Genomic DNA, 26737 nt, shown 5'->3' on the forward strand with positions numbered 1-26737 from the left:
TAACCGATCCGGATAAACTCCTCATTCACTCTGATCAAGGTTGGCACTATCAAATGAAACAATACCGTCATTCTCTTAAGAATTGTGGCATAACTCAAAGTATGTCTCGCAAAGGAAACTGTTATGACAATGCCGTTATTGAAAATTTCTTCGGTATCATGAAATCGGAATTTCTGTATCGAAAAGAATTTGAAAGTATAACACATTTCAAACAAGAATTAGCAAAGTATATAGAATACTATAATCATAAAAGAATTAAGGCAAAATTAAAGGGTATGAGCCCAGTACAATACCGGGCTCATACCCTAGAGCCTGCCTAATGAAACGACCTGTCTAACTTTCGGGGTTCACTTCAATTGTGAAACGGCTTTTTTTAAGCGTTCAATTCTGTTTTATGCCCTTTTACTGCACTACGTTTGAATGCAGTTACTAATATAGTAACCATACTTACTATACCAATCCAAACGAGTACAGTAACAGGTGTATTCCAGCTTAACCCTTTTCCGAAGAAAAAGATTTCTCTTAGGCCTTCAATCATAAATTTCATTGGTAACCATGAGTAGACCCAGTCTTGATAAAACGGAGACAACATCTCAGGTGCTAACGATAATAACGGCGCTCCGAAAAATAGTAATAAAGCGAATAAACCAATTCCTTTTAGCCCAACTAACGAAAGTACCGCAGATATCATTAAGAAGAAACTAAAAGAAGTAATAGATAAGAATAGAGCTGTATCCGTGAAGTTCGAAATATTTAACCCTACCATCCCATCTGCAATCCATGTAAGACCAAATCCAATGACAAGTGTCGCAATTGCTCCAGTTACTATTTGTTTTAGTTTTAATACTAGGTTTTCTTTTCTTGTACCTACTGGCATTTTACTTATCGCAATAAAGATAATTGCTGCGCTCGCTAAACTTGCAATCCATAACGGCTGAAATAAAGACATTGGTGAATTACCGTTTGCACTATTTTTGCCAACCTCATTCACATTTTTCACGTTCTTTACAATAGGTGTTACTAATTTCGCCGCTTGATCTGCTGTTAATGTAGCTCCTTTTGCTTTATATCCTTCTAATAGTTGCGCGCGAACAGTATTGTTCATATTATCAACGATCGCATTTAACATTTGCCCAGCCATAGTTGATGCTGCTGTATTCATTCCTTGATTTATGAATATTTCTATCTCTGGAGAAGATGGCTGCGGCGTTCGTAATGATGCTTGTTTTGTGCTAAAGTCTTTCGGAATGACTAACGCTGCATAATACTCTTTATTATTTAACCCTTTTTGAACTGCTTCCTTATTTTTCACTTCTACCCACTTTACCGCAGGCTCTTCATCTGATTTCGATGATTTTTTCACCGTATCAACAATTGTTTGCCCCATATTCATTTCCGGTTGATTTGGAATTTCTACACCTTGATCCTCATTTACAATTGCAATTGGCAAGTTTTTCGGCTGCGCTTGAACAGTTGGAAATAACGTTAATGAAAAAATAAAAACAACAAGTAATGCAATAACTGGTGATAAAAATAAAAGTTTATTTTTAAACATTTTCTTTTCTCCTCCTTTAATTTGATTTATAATAACCAACAACGTGTTGTTTATTTATATTTTGAATTATATGTTCGAGTTGAACCATATACAATAATCAAAAATCGGGAATGTGTCGGTTATAAGACACATTTTCTAAATGTGTTGAGTAAAATTAAGGAGGGACATGCGTTGCGCGATAGCAATTTAGATTTGCGTGTTGTTCGTACGAAAACTGCCATACGAAATGCATTGGTGGAGCTAATTGAAGAAAAAGGTTTTGACGCCATTACAGTGAAAGATATTACAACGAAAGCAAACATTAATCGCGGTACTTTCTATGCGCACTATCAAGATAAATTTGATTTAATGACGAAATGCCAAGAAGACATTATGTACGAGTTTTCTAAAATTGCCAAACAGAAATTCCCGGAAGTTATTGCTGATCTTGGAACAAATCCTTCTCCAACAATGCCATTTATACTTATCACTTCTATTCTTGAATTTCTAAATGAAAATAGTGATTTTATGAGAGCTGTGCTTAGTCCAAATGGAGATTTATCTTTCCAAACAAAACTGAAAGACTTTATGTGGAAAACATTATTTGAAGATACGAATGGTCCTCTCATTAATAAGGAGAATTTACTTGTTCCAAGCGAATACTTAACTTCTTATATGGCATCTGCACATATAGGTGTCATCCAGCAATGGTTAAATAATGGACAAAAAGAAACACCTGAGGAGATTGCTCGCTTTTTATCAACTATTGCAGTTCATGGGCCTTTTTATGCGGCTGGCTTAAAGAAATAAGTCAACTATATACAAAAGAACACCCACTATAATAGTGGATGTTCTTTTACTTACAACACTTCAATATACCCTTCTGTTCCATGTATCCGAATTCGTTGACCGTCTTTTATTCGTTTCGTAGCATTCTCTACTCCGACGACTGCTGGTAATCCATACTCACGTGCAATTACTGCTCCGTGTGTCATAAGCCCGCCGACTTCTGTTACTAACCCTTTTATAGACACAAACAACGGTGTCCAGCCAGGGTCAGTAAATGCAGTCACTAATATATCGCCCTCTTCTAAATTCGCTTCTTCCATGTTTAAAATAACGCGAGCTCTTCCCTCTATAACTCCTGAAGAAACAGGCAAACCTACAATCGCGTCAGCTGGGAGGTTTTCTCGTTTATATTTACCTGTAATGATTTCTCCATCAGACGTCATAACTCGCGGCGGCGTTAGTTTTTCATATAATTTGTACTCATTTTTTTGCTTATGAATAAGCTCGTAATCTAGTTTATTTGTGCGGACGACTTCGTGAAGTTCTTCAAAAGTTAGGTAGTATATATCATCGACTTCATGAATGACCCCGCTCTGCACAAGTTGCTCAGCTTCTTTCAATAACGCCTGCTTATATATAAAATAACGATTAATCATGCCGTATTTCGGATATTCACGATAACCGATACAATTACGGATGTTACGAATCATTCTCTTCGTCTCTTCTACTTTTTGATTACCATCCAGCAAGTGCTGCAATCGCTCTAACAGCTCTTCTTCTTTTTTCAAAGCTTCCTGCAGTCCTTCTTCAAACTTTCGCTTACTAGCGCCAGCTTCAAAGTCTCTTATATTATTTAAAATCATCGGGATAATGGTTGTTGGCTTTTCACTCCAGCGCGTTTTTGTAATGTCGATTTCTCCGCTGCATCTCATCCCGTATTTATTTAGAAAAGCAGCGATGGCATCTCGAGCTTTTTCCCCGCCTTTAAACTGAACGAATTCATCTAAAAAGCTATCATCTTCTACATGCTGTAAATACGCAATAACTTCTGGATATGGGCGAATCACATCAGCAACATCCATTAATGCTAAACCCATTTCAGACGTAATATTATTTTGTACGGATTGAGAAAGTGTATCTGCTGCATTTTTTTCACCTAGCCATTGCTCCATCTTTTCATTCATCCATGTTGAAGCATTCATACCAGCCATAATGACAGCTATACTTTGCGGGTTAAATAATACTTTCTTTAATTGCTGGATGTCTTGCAAAATAAAATCAAATACATCCACACCTGATTTCGTTTGCATGTTTCGTTTTAACTCTTCGATCGATTCTTGACTATTCTGTATTAAATTCGTAACGATTGCCGTATTATTTTCGATTTCTGTTTGCGAACTTGCAGGTTGCTTACTTTTACTAGCACTCTTTCCTTTTTCATCATCCGGTAACAATTGAATAAAATCATCTCGCTCGATTATAGTCGTTAATGCATCTCTTACGAGCGAATCCGATTTTCCTAAAGTGTTTATTAAGTAATCTCTGCTAGCAGGTAAAGCTAATTGTTGCGTAGCATCAACAAATAGCCTGCCTCCCGCTTTACGCATAGGGGCACTAGTCGTTAACAAGAAAAAAGATAACCCAAGTGGTTTCATCGCATCGGTCATCATTTGTTGGTGACCAACCGATATATACACATGATTTTCCCCATCATTTACTCCTGGAATTGGATATAAAGTCGTAATCGGCCTGCTTTGGACTATATAAAATGTATCATCAACTAAGCACCATTCAATATCTTGCGGACAATCAAAATAAGCTTCGATTTGTCTTCCGATGCGTGCTAGTTGTAAAATTTGTTGTTCAGTAAGTGTTTGAACTTTTTGCTGATTAGGAGCAATTTTCTTTGTCTCTGTTCCGCCTTCTTTTCGTCCATAGATGGCTAATTTTTTCGTTGCGATGACCTTTTCGACAATTTTGTCTTCTTTTATCTTATAATTATCGGCAGAAACCAATCCAGATACTAGCGCTTCGCCAAGTCCAAAGCTGGCATCGATTGACAACACCTTCCTATTCGAAGTAATCGGATCGGCAGTAAATAAAATCCCTGAAGCCACAGGGAAAACCATTTTTTGAACGACAACACATATAGAAACTTGATTATGATCAAAACCGTTTTGCATTCGGTATATAACCGCTCTATCTGTAAATAAAGAAGCCCAGCATTTTTTAATATGCTGCAAAATGCTTTCTTTTCCAATAATATTTAAATACGTATCTTGTTGACCAGCAAACGAGGCATACGGTAAATCTTCAGCAGTAGCACTCGAACGCACTGCATACGCATGTTCATCGCCAAAGCGAGAGAGATAATGAGCTACTGATTCCACTACATCAACTGGAATTTCCACCGCCATAATGACTTCTCTAATCTTCTTACTAATTTCACCAATTTGATCTCGTTCCTCAATTTTTAACATTGTTAGCTGCTGCAACAAAATTTGAAGCTCTTCATTTTGCTCGATGGCCTTTTCATACCCTATCGTTGTAACACAAAATCCTTCTGGCACTTGTATCCCTTGAATGTTGGATAACTCCCCTAAATTCAAACCTTTTCCACCGACAAGTGAAAGGTGCGTGTTTTCTATTTCCTGAAAATCGAGAACGAAAAAACTCATTTAACATCTCTCCTTACTTTACTTGTGTTCTTGATTGTATCAGTAGTAAATGAGAAGAAACAGTCTATTTCGAACTTGATTTACATGATATAATTAAGTTAGGAAGAGATAATCTTTTTTATTTATCCCCTCGAATTCACTTCAATTATATCTCCAAACTTAAACATTCTTTGATTATGAAAAGCATCGGTACAAGTAATCATCTTATTTAATGGATTTATATCAGCTACTGTTATGTATTTTTTGTATAAATTCACATTATAATATCTAGATAAATCTTTTATTAACTCGTAATCCCTCCTCAAAAAATAGTAGAAACTACAATTGTAAAATCAATATTTTCTGTTTGCACTTTATATAAATTGATATGAATCTCTCTTAATTCTAGGACTAAATTATTGTTTTTTAATCCCACATTAATTCTTTTCTCAAATTCGCCAAAATGAATTTTCAAGATTAGGGAACTATAATGTCGTATTAAAATATATTAAGGGGGAGAAAAATTGGACAATGAAATGAATTATGGAAGTGATTACAAGTTTATTCCAGCAACTTCAATTGAAAGTGGTCATGGCATTGAAGTATTGCCTGATTTATTTTGTTACACGATTCAAATCGTCAATATATGCTTTGTTGGAAATCCTGAGACCAATGATTTTGTTTTAGTTGATGCTGGAATGCCTAAATGTGCAAATGAAATTATCTCTATCGCTGAGGATCGATTTGGTACCAATAGTCGCCCAAAAGCCATTATTTTAACTCACGGCCATTTTGATCATGTTGGGGGAATAATTGAACTCATCAAATATTGGGATATTCCCGTCTATGCACATCAGATGGAGATACCGTTCCTGACCGGACAACAAAGCTATCCAGAACCAGACCCTACAGTTGAAGGTGGTATGGTAGCAAAAATGTCTCCTCTGTTCCCAAACGAACCAATTGACTTAGGAAATAACGTAAAAGCGCTACCTACCGATGGAACTGTTCCCCATATGCCAGAGTTTAGATGGATTCATACACCAGGACATACTCCAGGGCATATTTCATTATTCCGAGAAAAAGAACGAACTTTGATCGCTGGGGATGCTTTTATTACAGTGAAAGAGGAATATCTATATAAAGTATTTACTCAGGAACAGGAAATAAGCGGACCCCCTCGTTATTTAACAACAGACTGGAAAGCCGCTAAAGAATCAGTTATTAAGCTAGAGAAGTTAAAGCCTCTAACCGCTGTTACTGGACATGGGATACCGATGTCGGGTGAATTGCTATCAACAAGCCTCAAAACACTCGTTCAAGAATTTGATAAAATCGCTTTACCCGATTATGGAAAATATATAGACTAAAAGATACATTAAGCATGAAAATACTTTTTATTCTTATATTTAAGAAACAAAATCAAAACGGAAAAAATTATTAAGTTTAATAAAAAAACACTGTACTTAGGCAACATCTCTATTATTAGAATGGAACTACGCCTTGTGAATAAAAATCGATATTCCTCAAATACTATCTGTAGTATAAGCCCGCTTCTTACCCAGGTTGTACTTCTTACCATTAAAGGTTGATTAAAATGGGTTACGCTATATAGCATAACCCGTTTTTAATGAAATCTTTTATTCCATATACGTTTAAATAATGGAGGAAAATGATGAAACATATTGTTGCTTTATTAATTAAATACACAGCGATAACTGCAGTATTACTTATCGTACTCAGTATCTTTCAAGGCATTTCCATTCCTAGAGTATTACTCATTTCTCTTTTCTTAACAGGAGTTGCCTATTTAATCGGCGATCTCTTCATTTTACCTAAATACGGAAATATGATTGCTACAATGGCAGATTTGGGCTTAAGCTTCTTCGGAATTTGGCTACTAACATCCTTATTTACTAATTTAGATGCTACTCGTAATATTGGACTTTCTTCATTCTTATCCGCATTAATTATTGGCGGAATAGAGGTTTTCTTCCACATTTATATGAAGAGACTAGTACTGCGTAACGATGATGAATTAACAAATCACAATCATATTCACCATGATAAATATGCTATGGAAATGTCAGATGAATATATGGATTCTTCTACAATAAATAAATCCAAAATTGAGGATACATCTAAAAAATAAAAAAGTGGCCAATGCCACTTTTTTATTTTTGGTTATTAAGCTTGATCAGAATTTCTTACATGTAACGGTGGTGGAACTACCCACCCTTTTTTCTTACTTAAACGCAGCAAAGTTACACCTGCTTGCGCTTTTTTCATATGAAATTGTCCGAATAGCATCCCTACATCTTCTCGAAGACATTTTCCCATCACTTGACTACATGTCACAAGTCCAGCTGCTAACCCTGTAGAAACAGCTGCTGCTATTTCAGCATCATTAATACGTGCCCCTGGGGGAATGTCTTCGATAGATGCAACTGGTCGTTCTGGAGGAGCAGGCGGTAAAGCTACGCCATTAACCTTTAAAAGAGTTTTTAACTCTTCTATTTCCGAATTCATATCATTTTCAATTAAGCTCTCTAAAAACTTCTTTAAATCTTCGTCACCTGTGTGATTCATAAACACTTGATGGCTTGCGATTCCACCTTGTGCAGCTAGAAGATAACTCCAAATATCAAATACTTCTCCGTAATGTAACGGTTCATTTTGAGGATTTCCACTTAAAATACCCATTTTAAAATTCCTCCCTTTCGAAAATATCATAATCAATATTGATTTCAATATTGAAATCAAATTTTTAAGTATGCTTTTTCCTGCAAAAGATTTTCTACTATGCATGGAAAACACCTTTCCAACACTGCGTGTTTATTGTTTAGGAAAGTAGTTTACAAATAAAATACTCAAAGATTATGAAAGAAGATTATCAATAATCTTTGAGTGAGAATCCATTTACTATAAGGGTTTTTATTTTTATACATATACAAAAGAAATTGATTTACATATCTGCTATATTGTATGCCAATTTACTTAGCGATTAGCTCTATCACCAAGTTGTTGTTCAGCCATTGCTACTAAACGTTTTGTAATTTCACCACCAACAGATCCGTTTGAACGAGCTGTTGTATCTGCACCAAGTTGTACACCAAACTCTTGTGCAATTTCATATTTCATTTGATCAAGAGCCTGTTCAGCACCTCGAACTAACAATTCATTACGATTTCCACTATTATTGTTTGCCATCTTATTTCACCTCCGATGTTTTTAATATGTTACAAATTATGAAATAATAATTATCCTTTTTATGGAAATTAGTTTATGGATAAAAATTGATTTTTTTCTTAAAGTAGGGCAAAACATATAAGAAAGAATAACTGATATAACATACTTTCATAACAACACTATGTATACTTCCTAATTCCCTTCAGTAAATAAAAGAAAGATTTCTATTTCACCAAGAGATTAAATAAAATTATGTTTTGAGACATAATCCAAAAGGAGATATGAGATGAAAGCTGTAACCTATCAAGGACCAAATCAAGTACAAGTTAAACAAGTTGATGATGCAAAGTTAGAGAAAAAAGATGATATTATTGTAAGAATTACTTCAACCGCTATTTGTGGTTCTGATTTACATTTATATCAAGGCAACATGCCCTTACCTCAAGGATACATTATCGGCCATGAACCAATGGGAATCGTTGAAGAAGTCGGGCCAGATGTCACTAAAGTGAAAAAAGGCGATCGTGTTGTTATCCCCTTCAACGTTTCTTGTGGACATTGTTCCTATTGCCAACACGAAATGGAAAGTCAATGTGATAACTCAAACCCTCATTACGATTCTGGTGGTTACTTTGGTTATACAGAGAAATTTGGTAATCATCCAGGCGGACAAGCAGAATATTTAAAAGTTCCTTTTGGAAATTTCACTCCATTTGTTATACCGGAATCATGCGAACTTGAAGATGAATCCCTACTATTTTTATCAGATGTTTTACCAACAGCCTATTGGAGTGTAATAAACGCAGGCGTTAAGCCAGGTGATACTGTTATCGTCCTTGGTTGTGGACCTGTTGGATTAATGACACAAAAATTTGCTTGGATGCAAGGCGCTAAACGTGTAATTGCAGTGGATTACTTAGATTATCGGATGAATTATGCAAAAAAGATTAACAACGTTGAGGTATTTGAGTTTACAAAATTCCCAGATATGGGAGAACATTTAAAGGAAATTACACATGGTGGTGCCGATGTAGTCATTGATTGCGTGGGGATGGATGGAAAAAAATCGCCTTTAGAATTTCTGGAACAAAAATTAAAATTACAAGGCGGAACTCTCGGCCCTATTCAAATCGCTACGAAAGCCGTAAGAAAATATGGAACGGTTCAAATGACCGGCGTTTATGGTGGCAATTATAATGCATTTCCACTCGGGGCATTTTGGGTTAGAAATATTAACCTTAAAATGGGACAAGCACCTGTCATTCATTTTATGCCGGAACTATTTGAAAAAATAACAAATAAAGAATTTGATCCAAAAGAGATTATTACACACAAAATCCCCCTTGAAGAAGCGAGCTACGGTTATCAAATTTTTAATAATCGTGAAGATGATTGTATTAAAGTTATTTTAAAACCTTGAAAATTGTTATGTGACTGAACCTTTTATTTTTCTATGCAGTAGACTGCTAAAAATAAACCTACTGCATAGAAAAGTATTCTAATCAACCTCAATTACATCACAAAACTTAAACATTCTTTGATTATGAAAAGCATCGGTACAAGTAATCGTCTCCATTAATGGATTAATATCTACTACTGTTATGTAATTTTTATTTAAATAACCATCTTTATAATATGTAAGTAAAACCTCTTCCTCACCTAAAAATGAAGTTAATAGCTTATTTTCAATCATTTCTTTTGCATCTTGCGTTACAATTGGACGCGAGGCTTTCGTTTGCTCCTTTATCATTTCTTTAATAACTGCGAACTGCTCCGGCATACTGGCAAACGGTTGCCACTTTACCATACCTCTTCCTTTTGGCATACTAGCATTCTTCACGATTTGTGCCCTCCTAATAATGTATTTCTATATCTTGCTGTTGCGACGCTTGTGTAAGAAATGCCTCGTAAAATACTGTTCTTACCAAATCGTGTTCGAATTTCGTCCATAACTTTCGTTAATCGTATTTCTTTTTCTCTTTGTATAATGTTATCGAAAAGCGAAATTTGCTCTTCCCCTTCATTAATAAAGTTTGTTAATGAAACACTTACTGATCGAATCGGCTCTCCTGTATGGCGCTCATATAAAAAATATGTACAAACATTATAAATATCCATCGTTAAGTTTGTTGCTCTATTTAACGTATGTGCCTTTTTTATTCCCCCACCGTATTCCTTGCTATATCCAACTGAAAAATGAATTGTTTGCGCGCATTTCTTTTCTCGTCTCAACCTATAACAAACCTCTTCTATATGCTCTAATAAAATAACTATGAACTCTTCTACCGAATAATCACGCAATAATATTTGGCTTTTCGCTATAGATGTTGTCGCTGGAACGTATTTTTCTGCTATTCTACTAAAATCAATTCCGTTACTATGTAGATGTAATTCTTCTCCTATTACACCAAATGATTGCTTTAAATATTTCAAAGGATACTGAGCTAACTCTCCAATGGTATGTATACCTTTTCGATTCAATTTCATTTCTGTTTTATACGATATACCCCAAAATTTACTGAGTGGTCTAATACTCCATAACTTCTCGGGTATATCGTCATACGTCCACTGCGCTATTCCATCCCTATTCTTCTTCGCTTCCACATCCAGTGCTACTTTACTCAATAATAAATTCGGCCCCATACCAATCGTACTTTCAATCCTTGTACGTTCATATATTTCTCGCTTGAACTTTAATGCAAAATCGCGCGGATTACTGGCAAACAAATGAATACTTGCGGTCATATCCATAAAAAATTCATCGATACTATATTGATGAAAATCTTCCGGTGCGACATACTGCAAAGCCAAACCCGTTATGAAAGTTGAACACTTCATATACGTATGCATAATTGGATTCACAATAATAATATCTGGTCGCTTCGGTATTTCGTACAAACGAGCCATCTTCTTTATTCCTAACGCTTTTAATGGCGGTGTTGCTGCTAATACAATTGATCCGCTCTGATTCACATCCCCTACGACAGCCAATTTTGTATATCTTGGATCAAGTCCTTTTTTAATACATGATACGCTTGCATAAAAGCTACGAAGGTCTACACAAAGAATAATACGATTCGGTAAAAGAGAATAATCATACAAGGTTATCACTCCTAACAAAAAGAACATGAGTTCTTATCGAATACGAACTCATGTTCTTTTTAAAGGTATTTCTATGAAAATTTTGGTTAAAATAACCGTTACTAAATTCTAAGAAAACCTTAAAGAATTTCCCTCTGTATTCATAGGAATTGTTTTCTATACCGAAAAATATAAATAGATACAGGGAGAAACAACTAAATTCTTCGTGAATAGCTACGGTATTTTAGAACTCATTTTTTAGTAGTGTTTTTTTATAGAAAATAAAATATTATTGGTTATTTTCTCAACGTTGTTTTTCTAGTTTTATCATTCAAATTTAAATATATATTTATTTAATCTACATAAACTAAAAACATATAAGTGCATACTTTGTGAATTTTTTATAATAACATCTCGAACAGACTATCATAAATCGTAAGTTTAATAACTTTAATAACTCGGATACATTAATCAGCTCCAACAAAGTTCCGAATACCCAAGTACTATAGCTTGTATTTCTTTTAAAATAAACATTCAAATCTCCAATTATATAATTTTGTACGAGAAAGGGATTGAATTTATGCACAATCTTAATTTCATTTGTGAACAATTTGCTACAATACTTAAAGGAAAAAGTAAAATAAGTCAAGGTTGTTGTTCGGTGTCTTTTCACCGCGATTTTAGCGTGCTTGTTCAAGGAAAACGGAGTACCAATGTAGTACCCGTCGGAGTAAGTTTTGAATCATTGGATCAAAATGGTAATGCATTAAATTTAGGCGAAATCGCTGTTCTACAAGAAGAGATTCCTGCATTTATGAGATCAATTATACAACAAGGAATTATTGTCAGTGCTTTACATAATCACTGGCTGTACATGGATCCCTTAATTATGTATATTCATATCCAATCGGTAGAGCCCCCATTACATTTTGCACAAAAGTTGGCGAATTCTTTTTTATCCTTAAGTAACTATCCTATTGCTAATAATGAGGGACAATGATTGGTGTTTGGAATAATTACCTTTTCTATATGTATAAACATGATAAAATCATTTCACTTTGTGCCAAAAAGTAAAAAAACTGCCTATCAAATTTTTAGATAGGCAGTTTTTGCATCTATTAAAATAAAGTACCCTACTATTTTATAAAATACTATTCCCTAAACAAAAAATACAGATTTTTAATTCACTGTGGCTTTCTTATCTCATATATTCCTCTAAAGTTAGTTTTTCCTTATATATTTTTTAGCAATATCTCCTACATAGCGAATATGCCAAGGCTCATACGCATAAACAGTCATATTTCTCTATTCTTTTGGATAACAAATGATATATCCTGCACGATGCGTATTTTCTTTCGGCCACTTCCCTTCCTTCGTCTTAGCACATCATAACTCTAATTCATTATTTGCATCTTTTGCATCCATCGTTAAGCCTATTTGCTGTTCGCTATTTCCCGTTTTTTCACCCCCCCCCTATACGTTCAGGATATCGACTTTTGTTTACTTCACTTTTTTTCGGCACTCTGTATCTATACAGTATATCCATTGACCACGGTAAGATTTATTTCAAAGCCACAAAAAATAGATTACCTGCACATTAAGAAGTATAGCGTACAGGTAATCTAGTTGTTTTTGAGATTAATAAAAACCTAATTTATTTTTTGAATTCTTCCATCAATAATAGACTGAATTGGTTCTTTTGATTTTTTTATATAATCTACTAATGCTTCAAAATCAGTTGGTCCTGTTTCAGCATCTTTACCGTTTTTAAAGGATACAAATCCATCTCCACCTGAAGCTAGAAATGCGTTAGCAACGACGCTGTAAGTTTTAGAAGGAATAATTTCTTCTCCATTTGTTAAGCGTATACTTGTTACTTTTTCTCCATTAGGCTTGTTCGCATCCCAAGTGTATTGGATACCTGAAATTTGAAGCATTCTTGTTATGTCTTTTTGCCATTGTTGATTTAAAATATCACGAATGTCTTGACCTGTTAAATTTACTTTTATTAATTGATTTCCGAATGGTTGAATACCATATATCTCTCCCCATGTAATATCACCAGCATCTAAGTCATTACGAATACCACCAGGATTCATAAGTGCAATTTGGGATTGCATTGTTGTACGCTGGGCATCAGCAACTAAATTTCCAAGAGTAGATTCACCAGCCATATTGAGTTTGCGATCTAGTGGCGCAATAGACTTACCTACAACTTCATTAACAAGAGGTGCGATCTTTGCTTGATATTTCTCCATCTTCTTCTTTATTTTTTTATCAGGCTCTATGCCTTCATGATAAGTTGTAACAATTTCTGCTTTTTTCTCAACAATATCTTGTGTTTTACGATCAATCTTTACATCAACATCAGCAAAAGCCATACCATATGAATTTGCTTGTACGACAAGTTTATTATTAACAGTTCCATTTACATAGGTGTGGCTATGGCCACCAAAAATAACATCGACTTCTGGATCAGTCTCATTTGCTAATCGGACGATATCACCATTTGTTACGCCGTTCCCATCTGTTATACCTCCGTTATGTGCAAGAACAACGATAGATTTAACGCCTAGTTTTTTTAATTGCTTTACGGATTTGTTAATAGCTTCAACTTCATCTGTAATTTCTACATTCTTTAGCATAGTAGGCATAACAAGATTAGGAACATCCGTTGTTACGACTCCGATAAATCCAACAGGAACTCCCTGTACCTTTTTTATAGTGAATGGTGGTAAAAATAAACGACCGGTGGATTTATTATAGAAATTTGCAGCAACATATGGGAATTTTGCTCCTTTAAAATTTCCTGTTTTCTCATGGTATCCACCATAAATAAGGCGGTTCATTTCTTCAACACCTTCATCAAATTCATGATTCCCTATCGTTCCAACATCGAATTTCAAATCATTTAGAAATTCAATTGTAGGTTCGTCTTGTAATAATGCTGAAACAGGAGTACTTGCTCCAACAACATCGCCGGCATGTACCTTTAATGTATTCGGATTTTGTTTTTCACGATCACGTAAATAAGCCCCTAAGTACTCAATTCCCCCTGCATCTTTATTGTTAATTTTTTTTACAGTGTCTAGTTGCCCATGAAAATCGTTAATACCGAGCATTTGTACATCTATGTAGCGGTTTTGTTCTGTACTTGCTTGGATTGAAGGCGCAGCAAATACACTAGTAAAAGTAACTGTACTTAATGCTAAAGCAACTGGAATGATTTTTTTCAACATAAAATTTCTCTCCCCTAATTAAAATCTGACATAATACGATGTTATTTTAATATATTAAGAGAATTATTTCTACAAAAATTCTACTAATTATAAAAATTAATAAGAATTTATTGTTTTCTGACAAATAACTCCTTCCTCAAAAATGTGAAGGTGTAAAACGTCAATTTTAAGTGGAGGATGAATATTTGTAAGCTTAAGCCTACACTTTTTTATTAGGATATAAAGGGCCCCACTCAACTTAAGAAACTTCACTACCCAAAACAAGAAAATGTGCGTTTCTTTGTTTGGAGGATTATTCAAAATATTATCTTGATAGTAATATAGCAATACATCTAAAAGACCTAAAAAAACTCTAATCAATAAATTTTTGCTGTTAAGAAGAATATTCAATTCGAAACTAATGAATATTTATCAACCTAACATATCATTACCACCATTAAAAAAAGAATAGAAATTTCGTTATGAAAGATTTCTATCCTTTGAATTGATTACGGTGGTGCACTACTCCGCATTAAAAAAAGATGCTCCTGGCTTTATCCAAGAGCATCTTTTTCTTAGATTTATTTTAACTTGTTTATAATTTATCAATTAACAATTACATAGTTGTAATTAGTCCTTTAAAAATAATAGGAGTGCTTCATTAAATTCTTTGGCATGCGTTGCATTTAGCCCATGTGGACCACCCTTTATTAATGCTACTTTAGAATTAGGAATTGCTTCATGTGTTAATTTCCCACTATATTCATATGGTACAGTTGCATCTGAATCACCATGAATAATAAGAGTAGGTATATTAAACTTCTCCAAGTCTTTTCTAAAATCTGTCTTACTAAAGGCGGTAATACAATCAAGTGTTCCTTTAGGTGATGCACTGGCTGCAATATCCCAATTATATAAACGGAATGGCTCACTAACTAAATCTGTTCGATTACCAGCCGCGAAAAATCCCTTAGTAAATTCATTAAGAAATGCAAGGCGGTCATTTATCACACCACTTTTGAATGCTTCAATTGTTGCATCATCTAATGCCCCTTCAGGATGATCCTCTGATTTGTATAAATATGGAGGAACTGCCCCAGCAAAAACAGCCTTTTCAATACGATCTGTTCCATACGTACTAATATACCGGGCTACTTCGCCTCCACCCATAGAAAAACCAACAAGTGTGACATTTTGAAGCTCTAAATGTTCTAATAGTTGATGTAAATCAGAAGTAAAGGTATCATATTCATACCCTTCCCACGGCTGAGATGATTTTCCAAATCCTCGACGATCATATGTTATAACTCTGTATCCAGCCTCAACAAGAGCTGGAACTTGGTATTCCCAAGATCGACCACTTAACGGCCAACCATGAATGAGTACAACTGGTTTTCCTGTGCCATGATCCTCATAATATATCTCAATTGGTGCTTGATTTTCGGTTCCTACAGTAATTTTAGCCATGCTTCTACCCCCAAAAATATTCTAATATGTATCCTTGTCTTCAATAATCCGGATGAATCTCATAACCTATTCATGCACGTTTATGTTGTGAACTCTAAGTATGAAACTCTACTGTTCCGATGAATTCATTTTCTGTTTATGAACAAGTCCCCATCTCCTACCTTTTTCATCACGAAGTATTTGCTGAAAATTCCTCCTATTCAATTCTAATAACAAAAATAGGTGACTATCAATATCGTTCTATCTATAGGATGTATAGGTAAAACCAATCTATTTTATAGTGAAAACAACTATAGTTACGACCTATCGAAATTATAGATAATTTAGAATTGATTAACGAATCAGTTTTCAAATACTATAAATTTGTATAGCACTTCATGTTCTGTGAAGGCTGCTATAACCAATATTATTGGTCAGCTTAGTTATAAACGAAGAAACTTATGATAGTATTCGACTATTTAAACTTTCTTCGATTACTTAATTTTTAGGAGGAATACATAATGACTGATCTCTATTCTCGTATTAACAAAGATGATGCTGTCGTGCTTTTAGTAGATCATCAAACTGGTCTTATGTCCGGACTAGTACGTGACTATGGTGTTGATGAATTCAAGAACAATGTTTTAGCTCTTGCTCACACTGCTAAGTTTTTTGATTTACCAGTTATTTTAACAACAAGTTTTGAAAACGGGCCTAACGGACCTTTAATGCAAGAATTGGTTGATCTCTTTCCTCATGCACCAAAAATAGCTCGACCTGGACAAATTAACGCATGGGATAATGATGATTTTGTAAAAGCAATCGAAGAAACTGGAAAAAAGCAACTTATCATCGCGGGCGTAGTTACGGACGTTTGTGTTGCTTTCCCGGCACTTTCCGCTATAAAAGCTGGATATGAAGTATTTGCTGTTACTGATGCTTCAGGAACTTTCAGTAAACAAGTTGCAGATGCTGCCAATACTCGTATGGCACATAGTGGCGTGCAACTTATGAACTGGTTTAGCGTAGCTTGCGAATTACAACGCGATTGGCGCAACGATGTCGAAGGTTTTGGCAATTTGCTTGCTAGTAATCTTCCAGGCTATCAAAATATAATTGGAAGCTATAGGGGAGCTCAGCGAGATCTTAGTAAACAAAATGCATAAATGTATTTCAAAGAAATAGCTTTAAATCACTTTCAAAAAAATGGATAGTATACATTTAGTGCTGATTAAATCAGCACTCTCTTTTAATTTAAAAGGTATAGCAAAAATTTTATTTTTACGATTACAATTTTAAATTAACAGAAAATATATTATTTTCAATAATATCTATTTTAAACAATTAAAAAAGGAGCGTTTTATTATGAGTAATTTAGAATTGTTAAATCCGGAGAACAGTGCATTAATTTTGATTGATTTTCAACCTCAAATGACTTTTGGAGTTGCAAGTATTGATAGACAAACATTGATTAATAACGTTATGCTACTTGCTAAATCAGCAAAAACTTTTAACGTACCTACTATTCTTACTACAGTTGAGACACGCAGCTTTTCTGGTTATTTTTGGCCACAAATTCTTGACATATTCCCAAACCATGAAATTATAGAACGCAGTTCAATGAACTCTTGGGAAGATCCAAAATTTGTTGAAGCAGTTAAAGCAACAGGTAGAAAGAAATTAATATTTGCAGCACTTTGGACTGAAGTTTGCCTTGCATTCCCTGTGCTTGAAGCAATTAAAGCTGGCTATGAAGTGTATGCAGTTGATGATGCTTCAGGTGGTACTAGTCTGACAGCACATAACGCTGCTATGCGTCGTGTAGAACAAGCTGGTGCAATTCCAGTGACAGCAATTCAAGTTTTACTTGAATACCAACGTGACTGGGCACACAAAGACACTTATGATGCTGTAATGGAAATTGTAAAGGAGCACACTGGCGCTTATGGTCAAGGAGTAGAATACGCATATACTATGGTGCACGGCGCGCTTCCAAGCAGGAAAATATGAAACAAGAAGGAGTAGCTGTCGAAGAGACTTATACAGGGAACACGATGGATGCTGCTGATCCAGTAACAACGATTGTTACATGGGAAATTCAACAAGGTAAAGAAAAACAGTTTGAAACATGGAGACATGAAATCGAAGCTGCCGCTACTAAATTCCCAGGGCATTTAGGTGTAAATCTAATAGTCCCAAATAACGAATCGAGAGAGTATACTGTTATTTTTCGCTTTGATACGTATGAGCATCTACGTGCTTGGCAAGAATCAGACATTCGCCGGGATTTGTTAAAAACGGCAGAACAATTTCAAGTTACTAATCCGAGTTACAAAACTGAAAGTAGTTTGGCTTATTGGTTTGTTACTCCGAAAACGCCAGTTCCACCGCCAAAATGGAAAATGTCTATCGTTACCCTTTTGGGTGTATGGCCTCTTAGCATGTTAGTTCCTAAAGTGATAGGACCTATTATAAAACATATAAATCCTATTATGTCGGCCTTTTTTGTTTCAGTATGTATAGTGTCCTTGCTATCATGGGTAGTCATGCCGATTTTCGGTAAATTATTTCATCCATGGTTACAAAATAATAGAAAGTAGACGAGGTGTGAACATGAATTTACCGGATATGATCTTATATAACGGAAAAATTACTACCCTTGACCCTTCTCAGCCTGAGGTATCTGCTATTGCCATAACTGATGGTTTAGTCACTGCAGTAGGTGGAGATGAGCTTCTTAATAGTGCCACGGAAAAAACAAAGAAAATAGACCTTAAAAGAAAGAGAGCTATTCCAGGCCTGAATGACTCTCATATACACGTTATTCGTGGTGGTCTGCATTATAATATGGAATTACGTTGGGAAGGCGTGCCATCACTTTTTATTGCTCTAGAAATGCTCAAAGAACAGGCAAGGCGTACACCTGCTCCTCAGTGGGTAAGGGTAGTTGGAGGTTGGTCTGAATTTCAATTTAAAGAGAGACGGTTGCCAACTTTGGAAGAAATTAATGCCGTTTCTGAAGACACTCCTGTCTTTGTGCTACATCTTTACGATAGAGCACTTGTAAATCGTGCTGGGCTGCATGCACTGGGATATACAAAAGATACACCAGACCCTCCAGGCTGCTTAATTGAGCGGGATAAACGAGGTAATCCAACGGGCCTTTTAATTGCGAATCCTAACGCTTCTATTCTTTATTCAAGTTTGGGTAAAGCACCAGCACTTAATTTTGACGACCAGATTAATTCAACTCGCCATTTTATGCGCGAATTAAATAGATTAGGTATTACAAGTGCTATTGACGCAGGTGGTGGATTCCAAAATTATCCTGATGATTACAAAGTTGTTGAACATTTAGCCGAGAAGGAACAATTAACTTTGCGTATTGCTTATAATCTATTTACGCAAAATCCAAATCATGAATATGAAGACTTTGCTTCATGGGCAAAAATTGTTTCTCCAGGTCAAGGAACTGATAAGTATAAAATGAATGGTGCCGGAGAGATGTTAGTATTCTCAGCAGCCGATTTTGAAAAATTTCAAATGCCACGGCCTGAACTAGCTACGATGATGGAAGCTGACTTAAAGAAAGTAATTTCTCTATTGGTGGAAAACCGTTGGCCCTTCCGTTTACATGCAACTTATGATGAGTCAATCACACGTTTCTTAAATGTATTTGAGGAAGTTAACAGTGAAATTCCTTTTAATGGTCTACGATGGTGGTTTGACCATGCAGAAACAATCTCAGATCGTAGTATGGAACGTGTTAAGGCTTTAAATGGCGGTATTGCCATCCAAGACCGCATGGCTTTTCAAGGTGAATACTTTGTTGATTTATACGGAAAGGAAGCTGCAAAGCGTACTCCTCCGATTTATCGTATGTTAGACCTTGGTATACCTGTTGGCGCCGGTAGTGATGCAACCAGGGTTTCCAGCTATAACCCTTGGGTTGCCCTTTACTGGATGGTTGCCGGAAAAACCATTGGTGGGCTTTCCATATACGATGAAAAAAATAAACTGGATAGAAAAGTAGCCCTGGAATTATATTCAAAAGGAAGTGCGTGGTTCTCTGATGATGAAGGTAAAAAGGGAACCCTGGCAGTAGGTCAGTTTGCTGATATTGCTGTATTGTCTGCTGACTACTTTACTGTGCCAGAAGAAGAAATCAAAAACCTTGAATCATTACTCACCATTATGGGTGGACAGGTTGTTTATGGAAATGATGAATTTAAAAATTTATCACCTGAATTACCGCCAGCATCACCTGATTGGTCACCGACGGGCGTTTATGGTTATGGTGGTGCTAACCTAGCCAACACTATACTTTCCCACGATTCCCATGATAACAAGTTACATAGTTGCAGTAACCCTCTCCATCAACACACTCATACCGTAATAGGAAAAGATGGAACTACATGGGGTATCGGTTGTACTTGCTTTGCTTTCTAAGTCAAAACCACCGGTATAATGCCGGGGGTTTTCTTTCTGCAATAAGGGTATGTAGATTCGAAATAGCATTGTATATCCCTACATGGAATCTGTTACTATGCGATAAGACCGAAGAATTGATTGATTGATTGATTGATTAACTTAACTTGTTTTTGATAGCCTTCTCTCCTTGCAAAGTCTGTCCTTTTTTCCTTAATTAAAAGTCAATGGTATCCCCCTCTTGATCGACTACACCACACATATAAATCCACTGCCCTTTGACTTTAATATAGATCTTAATTTTTCAATTGTTACACTAGAATCATTATTATTTCTATTACACTGATACTTTTTGCGAATCATTTAACTTCTGCATAAAGATACGTGCTGCAAAACTTAAAAATTTATCATCAAAGTGAATAAGATTAATATCTTGGCTTGGTGTTGGATCAGTAATACGAACTATGCTCAAAGTATCATTATTAACAAAGTTAACCAGTGAAAGAGGTATTATGGCAACCCCATGTCCATTGTATACAAGGCTCAATAGAGAAATAGAAGATTTTGTTTCTATATTTGCTTCAGATAAAGATAACCCTAAACTCTCACAATATATCTTAATAGATTCACGACAACTACATGAAACCATTATTCTACTCAGCCCTACTAATTCTCGAAAAGAAACAAATGATTTTTCATTCAAAGGATGATTTTTTGGAATGACAAGGACAAGCTCTTCACTATACAAAAGGGTGTTTGTTAATGTGTCTGGAATTTGAGCACTACGTGTAATCCCGAAATCAATATTTTTGTCAACGATTTGATTTACAGCAACTTCGGATTCTATAATCTTTACTACGATGTTGGGATAATGTTGTTGAAACTTCATAATATTAGGTGTTAAATAAGTGAGATCCTCTAATAAACCTCCTATAGTAATCACACCTCTTTTTACACCCTTTAATTCAAAAATTTCATTATAAACGTCATCAAATTGTTGCATGATAAATTTTCCTTTATCAAATAGCAGCTTACCCGCTTCTGTCATTTTGATACCTCTTCCAACTCGATGAAACAAAGGTGTATCAAGTTCACCTTCTAACACACGGATTTGTTGACTTAAAGTCGGCTGTGAAATACCTAGAACTTCCGCAGCTTTAGTAAAACTATTATTATTACAAACTTGAATAAAATACTCTAAATGACGTAATTCCATTCTTGATACCCACTCTCCGCTTTATGAAAGATTTATAATTTAAAGGACGATATGTATACGTTAACATAACAACCATCTTTTCTACTATACCACTGGAAATTACATGTTTTATTCATTTTGTATTATAATAAATTTACTACCATTTATTAATTTTTCCTCCTATTCATTTAACTTATATTTAATTAGGACATTACTAATTCGAGATATATTTCTAAAAATTTATAATTCTAGTGCATAATACCCTAATTTTTTCAACTTTTCGATTATCATTTTTTTCTCAATATAGTCTAAACCACCAAATATATGCCGAATCGCCTCTTTATGCTGAGGAAAAATACTATCCATTAACTGAATACCATCTGAAGTAATTGACGCATACGTGACACGGCGGTCTTTTGGACATGGTTTTCGTATTAAGAACCTCTTCTTTTCCAACTTATCCACTACATACGTGATACTACTACTTGCAAGTAATATTTTCCCTCCAATTTTTTGTATAGGCTGATCGCCTTTACTATATAGTAGCTCAAGCACTGCAAATTCAGTTGGATTAAGTCCATAACTTTTTATATCCTCTTCAATACGCTTAGTAATTGCCTGTGCTGCCCTTGATAATGTAACAAATAACTTTAAAGATAAGCTCTCATCATTAATCACACTCATAATTACCAATCCTTTACAAGTTATCTCGAATTCGAGATTTATTATATTATCGTCGAAATATTATGTCAATAATTCATTTTAGTTTTATTAAGCCCCTTATCATTTATTTCTCAACATAAGACATATGGAATTAGAAGAAAAAAATTGTTAATATATAAGTATCTCAATTACGTTATTTCTTTTAAAGAGAGCTTGTATTCTAACGCAAGTTCTCCTTTTTTATATTCTAAATTGAATCCGGACAAAGTTCACATATTGAGTCTGCCCATGTATATGCTATAGTTTTTAAACAAAGATTAGAGCCCTCCTACAAGAAGGAGAGCTCTAATCTTTCATATAAATATTCACAATTTTTATCATTGCGGGGACATCAAAACTTTAACTTGATAGGGATATGGCACTACCCCAATTAATAAACATTATTAACTATATATCTATCATATTTTTTATAAACAGGATTAATTAGATTTAAAAAAAGATTTCTTTTTCTTTACTCGTAATAAATCACCTGTCCATCCTTTGAATCGCATATACATATACATCCCCCCTGTTGTGAAAATAATAAATAAGAGAGCGATTAAATAGCTATATTTCCATTCTAGTTCAGGCATGTATTTAAAATTCATCCCCCACAATGCTCCTAATGCTGTCAAAGGCGTACTCACAGCAGTTAATACAGTAAGAGCTTTCATAATTTCATTCCCACGATGAGAAGAAACAACTTCTTGTAAATGAATCATCGTGTCTAATTCTTCTTGGTACTCTTTAACAAGTTGTAATCCACGCTCTAATTTTACGTGTGTTTGTTTATAACAAAGGGTGTTTGTTAGGTTTTCTAACCAAGCTTCCTCCAAGCCTTGTAACACTTCCTGTATCAAGCGAAACACATGTGTGTTCATAAATAATTCATGACGAATATGATAAATTCTTTCTAAAACTGCTATGTTATTATGATGATAAAAATCCCATAATACATTTCTGAAATTGTTTTCAAAATAGTCAACCTTTCGTAAATAGTGAGATATAAATATTGATAAGATAGCACATACTCCTTCAGCGGAACTATTACAATTTTTTATACCCAGAGGGAAATTATGTATTAATTCTTGAAAATCCTCTTCCTCTTTTTCCTGGACTGTTATCAGTATTCCATGAGCTACGAAATAATGAAGAAATTTTTGAATTTTGGCATCGTTTTTATCTTGATCATATAAAAACGAACCATATACACAAGTTTGACTTGGTGATAACGTATAAACATATAATCCGTTTTCACAAGGAGAACTTATTTTCTTTACAAATTGAGAGAAATAAGATGTTACATCAAGAGGGATTATAGAAGAAAGTTTTTCAAGCTCACTAGTTTTCACATGATACCAATTCCATTTCGGCATTTTTATGCATTCCATATTATTCTTCCTTTCTGAATAGTTTTATGTTTGATCGAATAATATCCGTAATATGAAATTTGTATGTAGGTATTCATGTCTTGGAGGAAAAATTTTTAGATCATCTAAATTACAAAATAAATGGCATAGGAGGTCTTCTTCTGTTACAAGGAAGACCCCCTATATATTAGTTATTTTTATTCTCAATTTTAAACATTTCCTCTATACAAGCACTTTTTATCTTTTCTTATAAAGAATTTATTATATGTGGAAAAGAAGCTACATAATTTGGCACGTCTATTCAACGAACTCTATTTCAGTCGTTATTATAATTTGGATTCATATGCAGATTGATTGGTGATGTCGTCAAATACTTGACTCCCAATAATGTAGTATCCATGAAGTGCAGCCTCTTTCGAAGCGTCTACCATACGGAAAGAAGAAATTTCACCTTGCATTTTTTCAATTCGTTTTTTGTGGAGATCTACTATTCCTCCTGTCCAAATAATAGTATCATACTGTTCTAACTTAAATTGTTCTTGTAATACACGCATGACGCCTTGGACGTGTGCATCCAACTCTTTTTGAATTAAAATATCCACCTGACTTGTCTCATAATTTTCGTCTCGATCTCCATATCCTTTTTCTAATATTTTTGGCATGTCGTTAATATGCAATTGATTACTTTCACCCGCATGATTCTGCAGGATATTCTTAATATTTTTCAAAGGCTTGCTACATCCTAGTTCCGTCTCATAATGATTTAAAATGAGATTCTGTTTCATATCTGCCATTTCTAATGTACGAAATCCACCATCAATAATTAAGATGCGATCTTGTTCCTGAATAATTCCCTCTTTTAAGAAATAGGCATGTAAAGCGACTGGTTGCTGAAGAATCAAAGCATTTTCCACCGTAATATTAATAAATTTCCCATCAATTTGCACGGAAGTTTCTTTTTTTAGTGCATGTTGTAATTGCTCGTGCTGACTACCAAAACAAGTGACTGGAAGCCCGGTAACAACTAAAGGTAACACGACATTTTCTTTATAATCCTTTGCAATGCAACCAAATATTTGTTGTTTAAAACGCTCGCTTTCATAATAATTTTCTATTTCTTCATCAAATGGAGGAAGCAATGAAGCGTCAGATTGATGTGCTTCATTTCCCATGTAGTATGCAAAGTCTAAGTCTATAAAACTTACCTTTGTTAAATCTTCACTGTCAGTATGATTAGGTACAGGGGCTAGTGTGGAGGCTTCACTCTTAATCGTCATCTCAGAATCTATATCCTGTCGATATGCCCGCTTGGTAAAGCCAATTCCTACATCAATTGCATACAGAGATTTCATACTTTTTTCCTCACTTTCTCTTTTAAGAATTAAATCTAGGCACTCTCTTCTTTCCCTTCTTTCACATATTTCTTTTCATTTTTCGTTTTTTCTCCGTCTAGGTTCTTACTATTTTCATTTATTTCGTAATCCTTTTCATCTTTTTTCTTTTTGTTATTTTCGTTTTCTGTTAAGTCTTTAATGGTAGAAATGACAACTGGTGTGGCTGTAAGCAATTGTGGTAATGTTTGTTTTGCAACATTAGCTGCAGTGGCAGAGAATTGTTTACTTGTCTCAGTTACCTTCTCCAATGTTTCCTTTATGTTTCCTTCTTGTAGTTTTTCTTTTACGCTTTTTCCTTTTGTTTGTATAGCTTTCCGATTTTCTTTTTTTAATAGGGAGACCATGACTCCGGTCGTAATCCCAATCACAGCATATTTAAATATTGTATGTTTCATTTTTCTCACCCTTCTCTACTTTTATTTTCTTCAACGCTACAACTTAAAATAATTACCTTACCTATTGCAATCTATTAGAGAGAATGATAGTTTTGCAGCTGCCTATCACTCGCCGTTGGTGTTTCAGCTGTTACTAGAAGTAAAATTCTCCCTTGATCTAATTTTTCTTCATATAAATCAGCTTCTTCCTTCGATACCCCCATTTCCTCCATTTGATTTCGGAGTTCGTCCCCTTTTTTGGAGAAAAAGTTGATAATACTTGTACCCAATCCTTGTTCTTTTACTCCAATCGTATTTGTGTTTGTATCATCCGCAATCTTTTTTGTTAGATGTTTTTCATGTGTTAAGACGTAAATTTCATCTTGGTGAATCCCTTGCAATTCTAGCTCTTTTACTTTCATAACTACTTCCTGTTCATTATTATATTCATGAACCACCGGTTTTCTTTCATTCTTATGCATCGTATTTTTCCTCCCTTAGATTTTTTATTTTCTTATTTAGTTGTTATGTAATATGTAATACACCTATTTTAAAGATGTTAAACCTAAATTTTCAAAAAACTTCACACAATAGGTTATTAATGTTTTTGAATATCAAAGAAATGTCACGAGCACTTTGCTTTGATAATAGTGTTACAAATAATGCTTTGTTTGGAAGGCAAGCCCCTTATTTTATAGAAAAAGTTAAAAAGGAGTACAAGATACGTTTTTCGTTAATTAAATCAAAAGAAAAATAAAAAACACTCCTTTTCAAAGAGTGCTTTTAAAAAATATATAGCCTAATAAAAATGTTTCTATTTTGATTACAGAAAGAAAGTCTTTCTTAAAACATATGGTTGCTAATTTAATTGCAATCTTCCTTGCACCCAAGCAGCAATATCATTTATAACATACTCAGGGATATTAGCAGGATTATAATATTCATCCGGTTTACTTATTTCTCCATAACCTTCTGTAAAGAAATGATTTAACTTTGGATATAGTTGATAATCAACGTTATCTCGTTCTTTTAATTGTTCTTTCCAAAGAGGAATTTCGATTTTTGATTGAACTTGATAGTCTCTTTCTCCTTGAATAATAAAAAGCGATGTCTTTTGTTCTTTTGACATTTCTGCTGCTTTAATTTTTCGGATAGAATTCTTACTTCACAGAATTTTTTTGCTGTTTTCACTATATACTTACTATACAAATGAAAATATACAACGATACTAAATATACAAACTTTGCATAAAAAATGATTTTATAGCCTCTTTTTAATATCCATGCCCACTTTGCCAACCACCATGTCCACCTTGCCAGCCACCGTGTCCGCCTTGCCAGCCACCGTGTCCACCTTGCCA

The 26737-nt window shown here is 34.6% G+C and carries 24 protein-coding genes and 3 pseudogenes; 11 read left to right on the forward strand and 16 right to left on the reverse strand.

The window, feature by feature from the left end; translation table 11 throughout:
* Nucleotides 1–320: IS3 family transposase (locus tag C4S65_RS28375; RefSeq protein ID WP_142391595.1), on the forward strand; the 320-nt coding region annotated here is incomplete at its 5' end.
* Nucleotides 321–373: 53 nt separating this feature from the next.
* Here C4S65_RS28375 and C4S65_RS28380 read toward each other — a convergent pair.
* A complete protein-coding gene (locus tag C4S65_RS28380) occupies nt 374–1594 on the reverse strand; it encodes a DUF3533 domain-containing protein (protein ID WP_140338003.1) in 1221 nt (406 codons plus the stop codon).
* Between the two features lie 132 nt (nt 1595–1726).
* Between C4S65_RS28380 and C4S65_RS28385 the strand changes: the two genes are divergently transcribed.
* On the forward strand, nt 1727–2344 hold the full coding sequence (locus C4S65_RS28385) for a TetR/AcrR family transcriptional regulator (protein ID WP_001205690.1): 618 nt from the start codon (nt 1727–1729) through the stop codon (nt 2342–2344).
* Nucleotides 2345–2394: 50 nt separating this feature from the next.
* Here C4S65_RS28385 and ppsA read toward each other — a convergent pair whose 3' ends face one another.
* Nucleotides 2395–5001 (reverse strand): phosphoenolpyruvate synthase, encoded by a 2607-nt coding sequence (gene ppsA, locus C4S65_RS28390; protein ID WP_097960017.1) that lies wholly within the window; start codon nt 4999–5001, stop codon nt 2395–2397.
* Between the two features lie 503 nt (nt 5002–5504).
* Here ppsA and C4S65_RS28395 point away from each other — a divergent pair.
* Together C4S65_RS28395 and C4S65_RS28400 are read left to right on the forward strand one after the other, a co-directional pair.
* A complete protein-coding gene (locus C4S65_RS28395) occupies nt 5505–6350 on the forward strand; it encodes an MBL fold metallo-hydrolase (protein ID WP_097960016.1) in 846 nt (281 codons plus the stop codon).
* Nucleotides 6351–6655: 305 nt separating this feature from the next.
* Nucleotides 6656–7132 (forward strand): YndM family protein, encoded by a 477-nt coding sequence (locus C4S65_RS28400; protein WP_116367092.1) that lies wholly within the window; start codon nt 6656–6658, stop codon nt 7130–7132.
* Nucleotides 7133–7167: 35 nt separating this feature from the next.
* On the opposite strand, the gene C4S65_RS28405 is transcribed toward C4S65_RS28400, so the two are convergent.
* Together C4S65_RS28405 and sasP are read right to left on the reverse strand one after the other, a co-directional pair.
* Nucleotides 7168–7683, reverse strand: coding sequence for a DUF3231 family protein (locus C4S65_RS28405; protein WP_000512140.1), 516 nt, complete (start codon nt 7681–7683; stop codon nt 7168–7170).
* Nucleotides 7684–7977: 294 nt separating this feature from the next.
* Nucleotides 7978–8190, reverse strand: coding sequence for a small acid-soluble spore protein, SasP family (gene sasP / locus C4S65_RS28410; RefSeq protein ID WP_086407368.1), 213 nt, complete (start codon nt 8188–8190; stop codon nt 7978–7980).
* A 265-nt stretch (nt 8191–8455) separates the two neighbouring features.
* Between sasP and C4S65_RS28415 the strand changes: the two genes are divergently transcribed.
* Nucleotides 8456–9589 (forward strand): zinc-dependent alcohol dehydrogenase, encoded by a 1134-nt coding sequence (locus tag C4S65_RS28415; protein WP_098285655.1) that lies wholly within the window; start codon nt 8456–8458, stop codon nt 9587–9589.
* A gap of 78 nt (nt 9590–9667) precedes the next feature.
* Here C4S65_RS28415 and C4S65_RS28420 read toward each other — a convergent pair whose 3' ends face one another.
* Together C4S65_RS28420 and C4S65_RS28425 are read right to left on the reverse strand one after the other, a co-directional pair.
* Nucleotides 9668–10009 carry a YolD-like family protein gene (locus tag C4S65_RS28420; RefSeq protein ID WP_097960014.1) on the reverse strand — a complete coding sequence of 114 codons (342 nt, stop codon included), beginning with the start codon at nt 10007–10009 and terminating at the stop codon, nt 9668–9670.
* Complete coding sequence (locus tag C4S65_RS28425; RefSeq protein ID WP_098285656.1) at nt 10006–11271, reverse strand: Y-family DNA polymerase; 1266 nt, start codon at nt 11269–11271, stop codon at nt 10006–10008. The genes C4S65_RS28420 and C4S65_RS28425 overlap by 4 nt, the downstream gene beginning before the upstream one ends.
* 559 nt (nt 11272–11830) lie before the next feature.
* Between C4S65_RS28425 and C4S65_RS28430 the strand changes: the two genes are divergently transcribed.
* On the forward strand, nt 11831–12250 hold the full coding sequence (locus C4S65_RS28430) for a DUF1259 domain-containing protein (protein WP_097960003.1): 420 nt from the start codon (nt 11831–11833) through the stop codon (nt 12248–12250).
* A gap of 198 nt (nt 12251–12448) precedes the next feature.
* Here the strand turns inward: C4S65_RS28430 and C4S65_RS34940 are convergent.
* From C4S65_RS34940 to C4S65_RS28445, 3 genes and pseudogenes are all read right to left on the reverse strand, one after another.
* Nucleotides 12449–12711: pseudogene (locus C4S65_RS34940) on the reverse strand (D-alanyl-D-alanine carboxypeptidase family protein); the annotation flags it as partial.
* A 188-nt stretch (nt 12712–12899) separates the two neighbouring features.
* Complete coding sequence (locus tag C4S65_RS28435) at nt 12900–14489, reverse strand: 5'-nucleotidase C-terminal domain-containing protein (protein ID WP_097960002.1); 1590 nt, start codon at nt 14487–14489, stop codon at nt 12900–12902.
* A 609-nt stretch (nt 14490–15098) separates the two neighbouring features.
* Nucleotides 15099–15935 carry a bromoperoxidase gene (locus C4S65_RS28445; protein ID WP_001074312.1) on the reverse strand — a complete coding sequence of 279 codons (837 nt, stop codon included), beginning with the start codon at nt 15933–15935 and terminating at the stop codon, nt 15099–15101.
* A gap of 500 nt (nt 15936–16435) precedes the next feature.
* On the opposite strand from C4S65_RS28445, the gene ycaC reads away from it, so the two are divergent.
* The 4 genes from ycaC to C4S65_RS28465 all read left to right on the forward strand — a co-directional run bounded on the left by ycaC (nt 16436) and on the right by C4S65_RS28465 (nt 20363).
* Entirely contained in the window at nt 16436–17080 is a 645-nt protein-coding gene (ycaC, locus tag C4S65_RS28450; RefSeq protein ID WP_000131214.1) for an isochorismate family cysteine hydrolase YcaC, read from the forward strand.
* Nucleotides 17081–17279: 199 nt separating this feature from the next.
* The gene (locus C4S65_RS28455) at nt 17280–17924 is read left to right on the forward strand and encodes a hydrolase (RefSeq protein ID WP_000067162.1); all 645 of its coding nucleotides are present in this window, start codon (nt 17280–17282) and stop codon (nt 17922–17924) included.
* Nucleotides 17921–18514, forward strand: a complete 594-nt coding sequence (locus C4S65_RS28460) for an antibiotic biosynthesis monooxygenase (protein WP_000806849.1) — start codon at nt 17921–17923, stop codon at nt 18512–18514. The genes C4S65_RS28455 and C4S65_RS28460 overlap by 4 nt, the downstream gene beginning before the upstream one ends.
* Nucleotides 18515–18527: 13 nt before the next feature.
* Entirely contained in the window at nt 18528–20363 is a 1836-nt protein-coding gene (locus C4S65_RS28465; RefSeq protein WP_001052849.1) for an amidohydrolase, read from the forward strand.
* 316 nt (nt 20364–20679) lie between these two features.
* Here the strand turns inward: C4S65_RS28465 and C4S65_RS28470 are convergent, their stop codons facing one another.
* From C4S65_RS28470 to C4S65_RS28495, 6 genes are all read right to left on the reverse strand, one after another.
* Complete coding sequence (locus C4S65_RS28470) at nt 20680–21558, reverse strand: LysR family transcriptional regulator (protein ID WP_061665925.1); 879 nt, start codon at nt 21556–21558, stop codon at nt 20680–20682.
* Nucleotides 21559–21777: 219 nt separating this feature from the next.
* Nucleotides 21778–22221, reverse strand: coding sequence for a MarR family transcriptional regulator (locus tag C4S65_RS28475; RefSeq protein WP_000111431.1), 444 nt, complete (start codon nt 22219–22221; stop codon nt 21778–21780).
* A gap of 458 nt (nt 22222–22679) precedes the next feature.
* Complete coding sequence (locus C4S65_RS28480; protein ID WP_097888726.1) at nt 22680–23630, reverse strand: magnesium transporter CorA family protein; 951 nt, start codon at nt 23628–23630, stop codon at nt 22680–22682.
* Nucleotides 23631–23935: 305 nt separating this feature from the next.
* The gene (locus C4S65_RS28485; RefSeq protein ID WP_097888727.1) at nt 23936–24961 is read right to left on the reverse strand and encodes a ParM/StbA family protein; all 1026 of its coding nucleotides are present in this window, start codon (nt 24959–24961) and stop codon (nt 23936–23938) included.
* 35 nt (nt 24962–24996) lie between these two features.
* Complete coding sequence (locus tag C4S65_RS28490; RefSeq protein ID WP_061665923.1) at nt 24997–25398, reverse strand: hypothetical protein; 402 nt, start codon at nt 25396–25398, stop codon at nt 24997–24999.
* A 74-nt stretch (nt 25399–25472) separates the two neighbouring features.
* A complete protein-coding gene (locus tag C4S65_RS28495; protein WP_086406343.1) occupies nt 25473–25859 on the reverse strand; it encodes a general stress protein in 387 nt (128 codons plus the stop codon).
* Between the two features lie 119 nt (nt 25860–25978).
* Here C4S65_RS28495 and C4S65_RS35455 point away from each other — a divergent pair.
* Nucleotides 25979–26118: pseudogene (locus tag C4S65_RS35455) on the forward strand (acyl dehydratase).
* 118 nt (nt 26119–26236) lie between these two features.
* Here C4S65_RS35455 and C4S65_RS28505 read toward each other — a convergent pair.
* Nucleotides 26237–26536 (reverse strand): annotated as a pseudogene (locus tag C4S65_RS28505) (hydrolase); the annotation flags it as partial.
* Between the last annotated feature and the right edge of the window lie 201 nt (nt 26537–26737).

This window comes from Bacillus sp. ok061, assembly GCF_900108285.1.
Lineage (GTDB): Bacteria > Bacillota > Bacilli > Bacillales > Bacillaceae_G > Bacillus_A > Bacillus_A thuringiensis_S.

Excerpts from the sequence above, each read along its gene's own strand:
- ppsA (WP_097960017.1), bottom strand. The coding sequence starts at position 5,001 with ATGAGTTTTTTCGTTCTCGATTTTCAGGAAATAGAAAACACGCACCTT.
- C4S65_RS28400 (WP_116367092.1), top strand. The coding sequence starts at position 6,656 with ATGAAACATATTGTTGCTTTATTAATTAAATACACAGCGATAACTGCA.
- C4S65_RS28405 (WP_000512140.1), bottom strand. The coding sequence starts at position 7,683 with ATGGGTATTTTAAGTGGAAATCCTCAAAATGAACCGTTACATTACGGA.
- sasP (WP_086407368.1), bottom strand. The coding sequence starts at position 8,190 with ATGGCAAACAATAATAGTGGAAATCGTAATGAATTGTTAGTTCGAGGT.
- C4S65_RS28415 (WP_098285655.1), top strand. The coding sequence starts at position 8,456 with ATGAAAGCTGTAACCTATCAAGGACCAAATCAAGTACAAGTTAAACAA.
- C4S65_RS28430 (WP_097960003.1), top strand. The coding sequence starts at position 11,831 with ATGCACAATCTTAATTTCATTTGTGAACAATTTGCTACAATACTTAAA.
- C4S65_RS28435 (WP_097960002.1), bottom strand. The coding sequence starts at position 14,489 with ATGTTGAAAAAAATCATTCCAGTTGCTTTAGCATTAAGTACAGTTACT.
- C4S65_RS28445 (WP_001074312.1), bottom strand. The coding sequence starts at position 15,935 with ATGGCTAAAATTACTGTAGGAACCGAAAATCAAGCACCAATTGAGATA.
- ycaC (WP_000131214.1), top strand. The coding sequence starts at position 16,436 with ATGACTGATCTCTATTCTCGTATTAACAAAGATGATGCTGTCGTGCTT.
- C4S65_RS28455 (WP_000067162.1), top strand. The coding sequence starts at position 17,280 with ATGAGTAATTTAGAATTGTTAAATCCGGAGAACAGTGCATTAATTTTG.
- C4S65_RS28460 (WP_000806849.1), top strand. The coding sequence starts at position 17,921 with ATGAAACAAGAAGGAGTAGCTGTCGAAGAGACTTATACAGGGAACACG.
- C4S65_RS28465 (WP_001052849.1), top strand. The coding sequence starts at position 18,528 with ATGAATTTACCGGATATGATCTTATATAACGGAAAAATTACTACCCTT.
- C4S65_RS28470 (WP_061665925.1), bottom strand. The coding sequence starts at position 21,558 with ATGGAATTACGTCATTTAGAGTATTTTATTCAAGTTTGTAATAATAAT.
- C4S65_RS28475 (WP_000111431.1), bottom strand. The coding sequence starts at position 22,221 with ATGAGTGTGATTAATGATGAGAGCTTATCTTTAAAGTTATTTGTTACA.
- C4S65_RS28480 (WP_097888726.1), bottom strand. The coding sequence starts at position 23,630 with ATGGAATGCATAAAAATGCCGAAATGGAATTGGTATCATGTGAAAACT.
- C4S65_RS28485 (WP_097888727.1), bottom strand. The coding sequence starts at position 24,961 with ATGAAATCTCTGTATGCAATTGATGTAGGAATTGGCTTTACCAAGCGG.
- C4S65_RS28490 (WP_061665923.1), bottom strand. The coding sequence starts at position 25,398 with ATGAAACATACAATATTTAAATATGCTGTGATTGGGATTACGACCGGA.
- C4S65_RS28495 (WP_086406343.1), bottom strand. The coding sequence starts at position 25,859 with ATGCATAAGAATGAAAGAAAACCGGTGGTTCATGAATATAATAATGAA.